Below are 11,653 nucleotides of genomic sequence, written 5' to 3'. Positions count from 1 at the left end.
ACGCAGGCCTGGCCCGTTCCGGGCTTCGTCCGATCGGTCAGTAGGCGCGGCCGACCAGCACGCGCTCCACAGCCTTTTCACCAGTGAAGATGCACAGGCCATCCGCCGCTTCCGCGTCGGATGGCACGTTGCGCAGGGTCAGCTTTTCGCCCTTCAGCCACTGGACCACCTTTTCCAGCTCCACACCGGTCGGCTTGGCCCATTGCACCAGTGCCCAGCCGGGCTTCCTGCTGGCGTTGAAATAGGCCTTCATCGCATCGATGTCGGTGATCGAACGATTGATGTTGCCGTCCAGGCTCGCCTTTGCATCCCCGAAGAGCGACGCCTGTATATCCTCCAGCGTCGCCACTGTGTCGGCAACGAAATCTTCCCTTGCGATGATGCGGCTGTCCAGCTTGCCGTCCTCGCGATAGAGGCGGTCACGGCGGATAACCGAGACATTGCCGCCCGCGACATCGCGGCCGCCAACCTCGATGACGATCGGCGCGCCTTTCTTCACCCAGCCCCAACGCTTGGTCGCCGCCTTGGCGGGGCGTTTGTCGAGCAGCGCGCGCACCGGCTCACGGAACGCATCCAGCTTGGTCAGCCGTGCCACCAGGTCAGTGCAGTAATCCATGATAGCCGCATCCTCATCGGCGTCACGGAGCATCGGCACGATGACGACCTGCCAGGGCGCAACGCGCGGCGGCACGCGCAGCCCGTCATCATCGCCATGAACCATGATAAGGCCGCCGATCATCCGGGTCGACACGCCCCAACTCGTGGTCTGCGCCAGTTCCTGCTGCCCGTCCGCATTCTGGAACCGGATGTTTTGCGCCTGGCTGAATGTCGTCCCCAGGAAATGCGACGTGCCGGCCTGCAAGGCCTTGCCGTCCTGCATCATGGCTTCGATCGAATAGGTGGCGACGGCGCCCGGGAATCGCTCATTTTCGGGCTTTTCACCGGCAATCACCGGCAGTCCCACGCAATCTTCCGCGAAGGCGCGATAGACTTCCAGCATCCTGAGCGTTTCGTCCATCGCCTCCTGCACGGTGGCGTGGGCGGTGTGCCCTTCCTGCCAGAGAAATTCGGCGGTGCGCAGGAACATGCGGGTGCGCATTTCCCAGCGGACGACGTTCGCCCACTGGTTGATCAGCACCGGCAGGTCGCGCCAGCTTTGTACCCAGCGGCTGAACGCTGCGCCTATGACCGTTTCCGACGTCGGGCGTACGACAAGCGGTTCTTCCAGCTTCGCTTCGGGGTCCGGCACCAGCTTGCCGTCCTTCTGAATCAAGCGATGATGCGTGACGACGGCCATTTCCTTGGCGAAGCCGTCGACATGCTCGGCCTCCTTTTCGAAATAGCTCAGCGGAATGAACAGGGGAAAATAGCAATTCTCGTGGCCGGTCGCCTTGATCTGCTCGTCGAGCAGCTTCTGCATCCGTTCCCAGATCCCGTAGCCCCAGGGACGGATGACCATGCATCCGCGCACGCCGCTTTCCTCGGCCATGTCGGCCTCTGAAATGACGGCCTGGTACCAGGCGGCGAAATCCTGCTCGCGGGTGACGGAAAGGGCATGCTTCACTGTTGGCGAACCTTGGTAACGATGCAAAAAAGATGGCGCGCCATAGGCCAGACGCGCCATCCCTGTCGACCCTTTGAAGAAGGGATCAGCTCAGCTTGTCGATCTTGGCGTTGAGCGCCGCGAGTTGCGCCTTCAGTTCGGCGATTTCCTGATCCTTGCTGCCGTCCGACGCATTGGGTGCTGGCGGGACGCCGGGAATGCCCGAACCGAACGCGCTGGCCGCAGCCTCGAACATCTGCATGTTGCGCTTGGCGATTTCGGCCAGCGGTCCGCCACCGAACGCGCCTTTCATCGCTTCCTGGAATTGCTGCTGGTTCTTGCGAAACGCCTCCATCGACGATTCCAGATATTGCGGCACCATGGACTGCATCGAATCGCCGTACATCGCGATCAACTGGCGCAGGAAATTGACCGGCAGCATGTTCTTGCCGCGCTGTTCCTCCTCCATGATGATCTGCGTCAGGACATTATGGGTGATGTCTTCACCGGTCTTGGCATCCACGACGACGAATTCCCGTCCCTCGCGCGTCATTTGCGAGAGCAGATCGAGGGTTATGTAACTGGAGGTTTCGGTATTATATAGCCGTCTGTTAGCATATTTCTTAATGACGACCGGATCGGATTCATTCGCGGCCTTTGTTTTGGACATGGAAGCCTCTCCCACAGCTGCACATACTGCATTAGCACAGAGCAATGTCGCACCGCAACATGGACCGCGGCCATTGCCCCTTTTTCTCAACATTTTATGGCGCGAAACGGAGTCTGATCCGGAACTGCGCCGCGCTGCGTTCCGCGGATTGCGCCGATATCAGGAAGCAACGCGGCCGCCGCCGCCCCCCGCGCCTGGCCCGGGACCATGTGCCGGCCATGCTCGATTGCTTCGTTATGGCACCGATAATGGCCGCCATCCGGTTGTTTTTATTCCTTCTCTCATCAACCCCCCGCAGGTGCTCGATCTATCCGAAAACAGATCCCTGCTGCGCCACATGGCCGCAGCAGGGCATGATGCCTGGCTCGTAGATTGGGGGACGCCGCAGCCCGGAGACACGACGCTCGGCTTGGCGGGGCATGTATCCGAGCGTTTGTTGCCGATGCTGGCGCATTTGCCCCGCCCGCCCATTCTGGTCGGCTATTGCCTTGGCGGAACGCTGGCGCTCGGTGCTGCGGTGCTGCGCACAATGAAGGCGATCGCAACCATCGCGGCACCGTGGGACTTTGCCGGTTTTCCAGACCATGACCGGACCGAGATCGGTGCGCTCTGGAATCGGGCGAAACCCTTGTGCGACAGGCTCGGCTATGTGCCCATGGAAGTATTGCAATCGGGCTTCTGGGCAATGGATCCCGCTCGGACGATCCGTAAATATGCCGCCTTTGCCGATACCGCGCCGGGATCCGATGCCGAACGCGCCTTCCTGGCGGTCGAGGACTGGGCCAATGGCGGTCCGCCCCTCACCTTCGCGGCCGGAGACGACCTGTTCGCGAAATTCTATGCCGATAATATGAGCGGAAACGGCGACTGGACGATCGGCGAGCGGCATATCGATCCCTCGGCACTGAACTGCCCCTCGCTGTCCGTGCGGTCAACGACCGACAGGATCGTTCCGGCTGCCAGTTGCCCGCCGCTATCTGAAATCCTGAACCTGCCCCTGGGCCATGTGGGAATGGTGGTCGGAGGAATGGCACGGGAACGGCTCTGGCACCCCTTGTCTGCGTGGCTTTCAACCCATGGCGGATGATGCTATGAGCCCGCGCAAAATATGCAGAAATAAGGATGGAAGCTTTGTCAGATATTGTCATTGCCGCAGCGAAGCGCACACCTGTCGGTAGCTTTCTGGGTGCTTTCGGGTCCACGCCCGCGCATGAACTGGGGCGTCAGGCAATCATCGCGGCCTTAGGCCAAGCGGGCGTCGCGCCGGATGATGTGGACGAGGTCATTCTCGGGCAGGTCCTCACCGCCGGGCAGGGTCAGAACCCGGCGCGGCAGGCTGCGGTCAACGCCGGCATTCCGGTGGAGCGGACGGCGATCGGCATCAATCAGCTTTGCGGCTCGGGCCTGCGTTCGGTTGCCCTCGCCGCGCAGGCGATCCGGGCCGGTGACGCGCGCATCATGGTCGCGGGCGGGCAGGAAAGCATGTCCATGGCGCCCCACGCACAACTTCTGCGGAGCGGCGTCAAGATGGGCGCGATATCGCTGGTCGACACGATGATCAATGACGGCCTGACCGATGCCTTTCACGGTTATCATATGGGCGTCACGGCAGAAAACCTGGCCGAAAAATATCAGATCAGCCGGGACGCGCAGGATGCCTTTGCCGTGGCCAGCCAGAACAAAGCTGAGGCCGCCCGTGCTGCCGGCCGTTTCGTCGACGAAATCGCGCCCGTGACAATCAAGGGACGCAAGGGCGATACAGTCGTCGACCAGGACGAGTATATTCGCGAAGGCGCGACGATCGAAGCGATGCAGAAGCTCAAGCCCGCCTTCAAGAAGGACGGAACGGTGACAGCGGGAAATGCCAGCGGCATCAATGACGGTGCGGCCGCACTGGTACTGATGACGGCGGATGAGGCCGCCCGGCGCGGCATCGACGTGCTTGGTCGGATCGCGGGCTTTTCGACCTGCGGCGTCGACCCCGCGATCATGGGCATCGGCCCTGCCCCGGCCAGCCGCAAGGCGCTGGCCAAGGCCGGCTGGTCGCTCGACCAGCTAGACCTGATCGAAGCGAACGAAGCCTTCGCCGCGCAGGCCTTGTCGGTCGGTCAGGAACTGGGCTGGGATGCCGAGAAGGTCAACGTCAATGGCGGGGCGATCGCTATAGGCCACCCCATCGGCGCGTCGGGCGCCCGCGTCCTGATCACGCTGCTGTACGAGATGGCGAAGCGCGACGCAAAAAAAGGTCTGGCCACCCTGTGCATCGGCGGCGGCATGGGCGTTGCCATGTGCATCGAACGCTAAGCCGGACATGATCGATGGCTGTCGGGTGCATGACCGGCAGCCATCGCCTCTTCAGGCCCAAATCCGGTCGTAGCGTCTTCCAAGACCGGTGAGCAGTTCATATTGCGAAAGCCCCGACTGGGCCGAAGCCTCCCGCAGGTCATAGGCGATATCGATCCAGTCGCCCTCCGACAGGTCCGGGCGCTCTGATACGTCCACCGCCATCAGGTCCATCGACACACGCCCCAGCACCGGCAGCGGCGTGCCATCCGACCGGGCGACGCCCCGTCCCGAAAACGCCCGCAAATAGCCGTCGGCATAGCCCAGATTCAGTATCGCGACCTCGTGATCCCGCGTCGCGCGGAAAGTGGCGTTGTAGCCGATCGTATCCCCTTCCAAAAGGCGGCGACGTTGCAGGATTTGCGCCTGCGGCCATACCACCTGCCGGATATGCGGGACGGCTACCAAGGATGCTATGCCGCCATAAAGCGCCAGGCCGGGCCGGGTGACGTCGAAAGCGTAATCGGGGCCTAGGCAAATGCCCGCGCTGTTCGCAAGGCTGTATCGCTGCGCCGGGACCGTGGCGACAATAGCCCGGAATCTGGAAAGCTGGAGAGCGTTGAGCGCCGTATCCTCGTCGGCGGATGCCAGATGGCTGAGCAATGTGACGAGGTTCAGATTTGCCGCAAGCGTTGCAACCTCGCCCCGCCAGTCAAGGCCCAGCCTGTTCATGCCCGTATCCACGATCAGGTCGCACGGCCCTCCATTCGCTGCGCGCCAGCGCGCGACCTGCGCCGCTGTACACAGCACCGGCCGGGCGCGTGAGGACAGGGCCTGCGCCATGTCCTCCTCGCGCACGCCGTGCAGGACGGACAGGGTCATGCCATCTTCCAGCAGCGGTTCGAGTTCCGCCGCCTCACCCCAGTTCGAAACGAAGAAATCGCGGCATCCGGCACTGGCAAGCCGCCGCATCACCGCCGCAGCGCCAAGGCCGTAGCCATCGGCCTTGATCGCCGCGCCACACGCCGCCGCGCCGCTTCGTTCCGCCAGCCAGCGCCAGTTGGAAATGAGCGCCCCTGCATCAAGGCGCAGGCGCAGCGGTGCGATGTAGCCAGTCATTGCCGACAGCCGATAGCGCCCCGCCGATCAGGCGTCGAGGGGGCGGTGGCGGGTTTCGGGAAGCGCAAGGACACAGGTGACCAGCGCGACCGCGACGATGACCACGGTATACCATAGCCCGGCATAGGGATCTCCCGTTCGCGCCACGATATACTGGCTGACCAGCGGCAGGAAACCGCCGAAATATCCCGTCCCGACATGATAGGGGATAGAGAGTGAGGAATAGCGGATGCGGGCGGGAAAATATTCCGACAACAGCGCCGCGACCGGCCCGTAGGTCGCGCCGGACAGCGTCCAGAACAGCAGCAGGGCGATGAACAACAGCATTGCGCGGCCCGTATCGGGCGTAACCGGATCGAAGGAATAGCCAGAATCCGCCAGTGCCGCATCCAGTCCATCGGGGGTAAGATCGGGAACGGCGGCCTGGCCGATGGTGACGCCTGTCGCAGCGCCGCCACGTTTTTCATAAGGGATGCCGCGCTTGGAGAAATGATCGAGCAGCTTGCCGCAGGCGGTCGGCTGGACCTTTGCGAAGGGATCGAACACGCAATCGGGGCCGCGCACGACCACGGGCGCGTTTTGCGCGGCAGTGGCAAGTCCCGGGTTCGCAGTTGCCCCCATGAAATGGTAGAGCGGAAAGACGAGCAGGAGCACCAGCGCATATCCGGCGACAATCGGCGGCTTGCGCCCGATGCGGTCCGACAGCCAGCCGAAGAAGATGAAGGCTGCCATGCCGAAGAAGGCGCTGCCCCCGACCAGCAGTTGCGCCATGCCCGGCGAAACATGCAGGCCGTTTTGCAGGAAATACAGCGACTGGAACATGACGGTATAGGCGATGACCGTGAATCCCGCCGCGATGCCGATCATCGCGACCATCATCCGCCCCTTGTTGCCCGGCGCGGTGAACGCTTCCCGCAACGGATTGCGCGCCTGCTCGCCCGCCTGCTTCATCGCCAGGAACACCGGGCTTTCGCGCAGCATCAAGCGCATCCAGAGGGAAATCCCAAGCAGCAGCAGCGACAGGACGAAGGGAATACGCCAGCCCCATGCGTCCCACACAGCCTTTCCTACCACGGCCTGCGTGCCCACGACCACGATGAGGGAGAGGATGAATCCGCCGATCACTCCCGCCTGGATGAAGCTGGTATAGAAGCCGCGCTTGCCGGCCGGTGCATGTTCTGCGACGTAGATCGCCGCCCCGCCATATTCGCCGCCCAGCGCCAGCCCTTGCGCGACCCGCAGCAGGATAAGGATGACGGGCGCGGCCACGCCGATGCTGGCGGCCGAGGGTGTCAGGCCAACGCCGGCGGTCGCCGCGCCCATCAGGATGATGGTGGCCAGGAATGTATATTTGCGCCCCAGCCGGTCGCCGAGATAGCCGAACAGCATGGCGCCGAGCGGCCGGAAGGCGAAACCGATGGCGAAGCCGGCCAATGTGTAGAGCAGTTCGACGGTAGGGTTGTCCGTCGGGAAGAAGGTGCGCCCGATGATCGGCGCCAGCACGCCGTAAATGTAGAAATCATACCATTCGAACACGGTCCCGAGCGCAGAAGCGGTGATGACCAGCCGGTCCCGCCGCGCATCCATCACATAATCGCTGCCGACCGATTGCGTCATTCCACCCCCGAAGTTCACACTGTCACTGGATGCCCCAGGACCGTCCGTTTGTCCCGAAGTTCATAGTGTCGCAAGGCACTTCCTTTCGGTCACGCCGCCAAAGTTCACACCGTCTCCGGACGGCAGCTCAAGGAAGGGCGCGGCGATGACAGTATAATGACGATACGCAGTCATGCGTTTCAGGGTATCGGAGATATCAGTGGAAGGTCTCGCGACTATCAGGAAGTCCGGCCATTGCGCGAGACGGAACATGGTCCCCCCACGGAATCGGGATGCGTCATCGGTCGTCTCCCGCGATGTGGATCTGATCGCGACCCAAAGACGCCGGCGTGCGGATGCCCAGCATCGCCATGTTGCGGTCAAGTTCGGCCTTGAGCAGGGTGACGGCATGGCGAACGCCTGCTTCGCCGCCCACGGCTGCGGCATAGAGAAACGGGCGGCCGATGAAGACCATCCTCGCCCCCAAGGCGATCGCCTTGAGCACGTCGGAGCCGCGCCGGAAACCACTGTCGATCATCACCGGCAAAGGCCCGGCGGCGGACACCACACCCGGCAGGGCATCGAGCGAGGCGATCGTCCCGTCAAGCTGGCGGCTGCCGTGGCAGGACACGATGACGGCATCCGCCCCTGCATCGGCGGCCAGCCGCGCATCCTCCGGATGCAGAACGCCCTTGATCACCAGATGGCCTTTCCAGCGGGAACGGATATGCGCGACGTCCTTCCATGAAAAGCCGTCGCGTGCCCCGAATTCACGCTCGACATTACGCGCGATGATCGGCGCACCGCGCCCCGGCATCGAGTTTTCGAAATGCGGCATGCCTTGGTTCATGAGCGTTCGCACGAAGGTGCCGAACAGCCAGCGCGGATGTGTCAGCCCGTCCAGCGCCAGTCGCAGAGACGGCTTGAGCGGCGTGGAAAAGCGTCCGCGCGCAAGATATTCCCGGTTGCCCGCTGCCGGTAAGTCCGCGGTCAACACGAGTGTCCCGATGCCGGCATCCGCCGCGCGATCGACGACGCCGTCGATCCATGCGCGGTCCGCCGGCAGATAGGCCTGAAACCAGCTGCCCGGCGCGATCCGTGCGACATCTTCAAGCCTGGTAAGTGCCGTAGCAGAGATGACCATCGGAATGCGCTCAGCCAGCGCGGCACGGGCGAGAACGATGTCGCCGCGATAGGCCATCAGCGCGGACAGGCCCATCGGTGCGATCCCGATCGGTGCCGACCAGGCGCAACCGAGCAGGGATGTCTCGGCGGTGCGCGACGTCGTGTCGCGCAATATGCGGGGGACGAGGCAGACACGCCGCAGGGCCGCGCGATTGGCTTCATGGGTCAAGCCATCTTCGCAAGTGCCCGACACATAAGTGTACAGAGGGGAAGGCAGATGCCGCCGCGCGAGCGTCTGAAAGTCATTCAGCGACAGGGCTTGCGAATATGGATCGCTCATCCCGGCTCCCCATAGCCCTCGACTGAGCCCCGGCGGATTCGTCGCCCCCTCATGCCGTTATCTTCTTCGAGCAGAATAGCTTGTCGCTCAGGACGGTCCTCGTCGGGATGGAGCAGGATGCGCCCCGCCCCCGAGTTTTTTCGCCATACTCGTCTGCCGGTGCGCATGGATCAGGACGTCGGCCTGTCCGAAGCACATCCATGGCGTCGGGCAAGGGCAGCCGCGGAAGTCCGGCAACATCGGCCATACCCCTCATCTTCCTAAATTCTCGCGTCAGTCGCGGTCTTGTGGCCTCAACCCTTATGTGAGCTTGCCGGGCGCTTCAAGTAACCGATCAGTCAGCTATGTCTCGCTTGCGATCCTGCCCGGATGGCGCGACATCGGGGCTGCGAAGCCGAAAATATGGACAGCGATGAGCAGCAGGCGTGGGAAGCCATGCACGGCTGCCAAGCGCCCGGTCAGCGGCCTGCCAGAGGAAGGGGCTGCGGCGAACGTGCGCCCCGACGACGCAACCCTTCCCCCCTCACCCCTTGCCAGGCGCGATGAAGCGAGGAGCCTTCACATAAAGCGTGTCGAGGCTGGTCACATGGCGCGCTTGGGGACTGTTCATCGCCCATCGAACATATTATCAAACAGGAACAGGGCTGCGCATTCGCAAAGAACGAAGCGCGATCAACGAGGGGATGTGAGAATGAGCAAGCATTCGTTTACGCGAATCATGACCGCCGGCTTTCTTGCTTCGGTCTCACCCATGGCGATGCCCACCGCATGGGCGCAGCAGGCGGGCGCTGCTTCCGGCGTGGACGCCAACGCCGACATCATTGTTACCGCCCGACGCGAAGCCGAAGCGATCCAGCGCGTTCCCATCTCCGTTACGGCAATAGACGATCGCACGCTCAACCGCGGCACCATTACCGGATTGAAGGACATTCAATATCTTTCGCCGTCTCTCAGCGTCAGCACCAACAATACACGCAACACGGACAATCTGTCGCTGCGCGGCGTCGGCACGACGTTCGGGACCGACCCGGCCGTAGTCGCCTATTTCGCGGAGGTTCCCCTGCCCGGCGGCGGCGGCGGGGCCGGCAACCTGTTCGATCTCGCCAACGTCCAGGTGCTCAACGGGCCGCAAGGGACGCTGTTCGGGCGCAATACGACCGGTGGCGCCGTCCTGTTCGAGCCCAAGCGTCCGACCGATCAGTTCGAGGCGCGCCTGATGGTCGGTTACGGCAATCACGACAATTTCGAGCAACAGGCGATCGTCAACGTCCCCCTGGTACCGGGCGTGCTGGCGGTGCGGGCAGGCATCAGCCATCGCCGCCGCGATGGCTATACCAAGGATGTCGTGACCGGACGCGACTACGACAATATCAATTACACGGCCGGTCGCCTCTCCATCCTCTTCACGCCTTCCGACGCTGTGGAGAACCTGACCACGCTCAATTTCATGCATCGCAACGAGCATGGCGCGGGCGGCCAGCTTCATCTCGTCAATCCCGGCTTTTATGGGACGGCATTCGACGACATCGTGGCCCAGCAGGCATCCTGGGGACCGCGCCGGGTGGCGTATGACGGCGCACAGATCGACAAACAGAAGATATTTCTGGTGACCAATCGTAGCCGGATCGACCTGGCCCCGAACGTGACACTGAAGAATATCATCAGCTACGCAACCTATCGCAACACGGCGCTGATCGACGTGGACGGGTCGACCATCGCGGGCATCAGCTATATCCCCACGGGCCAGCCGGGCGGGTTGCAGAACAACGGCACGCCTGCTTTCAACCAGTTCACCGAAGAGCTGCAACTGACCGGCAAGGCGATCGACAAGATGCTGGACTGGACCGTCGGCGCCTATTTCCAGCACAATAGGCCCAAGGCCAACCTGACGCTGCAGCAACTGGCCATATTCGGTGCACCGCCGGCCTATTCGTCGCAGGGGGACGATCTGGTCAGCAAGGCAGTCTATGCCCAGGCGACGTTGGATTTCGGTGCTTTCGATCCGGCCTTGACCGGCCTGAAGGCCACCGGTGGCATTCGCCATACCCGCGACCGGCGCAAGGATTACGCCGATCGCTATTTCGACGTACCGGGTCAGCCGTGCGAATATCTGCCGACGAGCGCTCCGAATTGCCGCTATGATTTTGCGCCACAAGTTTTCAAGGCAACGACCTGGACGCTGGGGTTGAGCTATCAGGCCACGCAGAGCACGATGGTTTACGCGACGGCCCGACGCGGCTTCAAGAGCGGCGGCATCAACCTGCCCGCCCCGCCATCGGACCTTTACAGCAGCTTCGCGCCGGAAACGGTCGACGACATAGAAATTGGCGCGAAGACCAAGACCATGATCGGGACAATGCCGTTCAGCGCTTCGGTCGCGCTGTTCCGCGACAAGTTCAAGGACATTCAGCGCGCGCTCCTTTTCCCATCAGGGTCCAGCTTTGCTCTGTATCTGGTCAACGCCTCGACCGCGACGATCAAGGGCTTCGAAGCCCAGTTCACCATCGAGCCGGCACGGGGCTTCTCGCTCGGCGCGCGCCATTCCTACCTGAAGTCGAAATATGGGACTTTTGTCGATCCCCTGTCGGGCACCAGCTATACCGGCCTGCCCCTGCCCTATACCCCCAAGCACAAGCTTACCCTGATCGCGGGCTATAATGGGGACCTGGGCGAAGCGGGTCAGCTCGATCTGAATGCTACCTACGCCTATCAGAGCAGTTTCCGGAACCTGGATGCATTGGACCCCGACATCGTCATCAAGGGCTATGGCCTCCTGTCGCTGAGCGCGGGCATCAACAACATCGCGCAGAGCGGGTTCGACCTCAGCCTCTACGCAAGCAATGTCACCAACAAGCTGTATCGCGTGGGCGGCGGCAATTATTATTATTCGCTCGGCTTCACCACGTCCCTCTATGGCGAGCCGCGCATGGTCGGAGCGCGCCTGACATATCATATCGGCGGCTGAGCGGCGGGACGT

At 62.7% G+C, this 11,653-nt stretch carries 8 protein-coding genes; 3 read left to right on the top strand and 5 right to left on the bottom strand.

Going from position 1 to position 11,653, the window contains the following annotated elements; translation table 11 throughout:
• Positions 1-37: 37 nt before the first annotated feature.
• Together proS and phaR are read right to left on the bottom strand one after the other, a co-directional pair.
• Complete coding sequence (proS, locus tag J3E64_RS13755) at positions 38-1,564, bottom strand: proline--tRNA ligase (RefSeq protein ID WP_253343585.1); 1,527 nt, start codon at positions 1,562-1,564, stop codon at positions 38-40.
• 85 nt (positions 1,565-1,649) lie between these two features.
• Positions 1,650-2,213: a polyhydroxyalkanoate synthesis repressor PhaR gene (gene phaR, locus J3E64_RS13750; protein WP_253343584.1), complete on the bottom strand. Its 564-nt coding sequence runs from the start codon at positions 2,211-2,213 to the stop codon at positions 1,650-1,652.
• Between phaR and J3E64_RS13745 the strand changes: the two genes are divergently transcribed.
• Positions 2,212-3,300 (top strand): alpha/beta fold hydrolase, encoded by a 1,089-nt coding sequence (locus tag J3E64_RS13745; RefSeq protein ID WP_253343583.1) that lies wholly within the window; start codon positions 2,212-2,214, stop codon positions 3,298-3,300. The genes phaR and J3E64_RS13745 overlap by 2 nt on opposite strands.
• A gap of 44 nt (positions 3,301-3,344) precedes the next feature.
• Positions 3,345-4,517 carry an acetyl-CoA C-acetyltransferase gene (locus J3E64_RS13740; protein ID WP_253343582.1) on the top strand — a complete coding sequence of 391 codons (1,173 nt, stop codon included), beginning with the start codon at positions 3,345-3,347 and terminating at the stop codon, positions 4,515-4,517.
• A gap of 51 nt (positions 4,518-4,568) precedes the next feature.
• Here the strand turns inward: J3E64_RS13740 and alr are convergent, their stop codons facing one another.
• The 3 genes from alr to J3E64_RS13725 form a co-directional block, all read right to left on the bottom strand.
• The gene (gene alr, locus J3E64_RS13735; protein ID WP_253343581.1) at positions 4,569-5,615 is read right to left on the bottom strand and encodes an alanine racemase; all 1,047 of its coding nucleotides are present in this window, start codon (positions 5,613-5,615) and stop codon (positions 4,569-4,571) included.
• A 27-nt stretch (positions 5,616-5,642) separates the two neighbouring features.
• Positions 5,643-7,232 carry an MFS transporter gene (locus tag J3E64_RS13730; protein ID WP_253343580.1) on the bottom strand — a complete coding sequence of 530 codons (1,590 nt, stop codon included), beginning with the start codon at positions 7,230-7,232 and terminating at the stop codon, positions 5,643-5,645.
• Between the two features lie 277 nt (positions 7,233-7,509).
• Positions 7,510-8,676: an alpha-hydroxy acid oxidase gene (locus J3E64_RS13725; protein ID WP_253343579.1), complete on the bottom strand. Its 1,167-nt coding sequence runs from the start codon at positions 8,674-8,676 to the stop codon at positions 7,510-7,512.
• A 691-nt stretch (positions 8,677-9,367) separates the two neighbouring features.
• Here J3E64_RS13725 and J3E64_RS13720 point away from each other — a divergent pair.
• On the top strand, positions 9,368-11,641 hold the full coding sequence (locus J3E64_RS13720) for a TonB-dependent receptor (RefSeq protein WP_253343578.1): 2,274 nt from the start codon (positions 9,368-9,370) through the stop codon (positions 11,639-11,641).
• Positions 11,642-11,653: the final 12 nt, after the last annotated feature.

This window comes from Sphingobium sp. OAS761 (assembly GCF_024168485.1).
Lineage (GTDB): Bacteria > Pseudomonadota > Alphaproteobacteria > Sphingomonadales > Sphingomonadaceae > Sphingobium.
This window is presented reverse-complemented; position numbering and strand designations above follow the sequence as displayed.

Bases quoted from the DNA above. Each gene is read 5' to 3' on its own strand.
- J3E64_RS13725 (WP_253343579.1), bottom strand. From the start codon at position 8,676: ATGAGCGATCCATATTCGCAAGCCCTGTCGCTGAATGACTTTCAGACG.
- J3E64_RS13720 (WP_253343578.1), top strand. From the start codon at position 9,368: ATGAGCAAGCATTCGTTTACGCGAATCATGACCGCCGGCTTTCTTGCT.
- phaR (WP_253343584.1), bottom strand. From the start codon at position 2,213: ATGTCCAAAACAAAGGCCGCGAATGAATCCGATCCGGTCGTCATTAAG.
- alr (WP_253343581.1), bottom strand. From the start codon at position 5,615: ATGACTGGCTACATCGCACCGCTGCGCCTGCGCCTTGATGCAGGGGCG.
- J3E64_RS13745 (WP_253343583.1), top strand. From the start codon at position 2,212: ATGGAAGCCTCTCCCACAGCTGCACATACTGCATTAGCACAGAGCAAT.
- J3E64_RS13730 (WP_253343580.1), bottom strand. From the start codon at position 7,232: ATGACGCAATCGGTCGGCAGCGATTATGTGATGGATGCGCGGCGGGAC.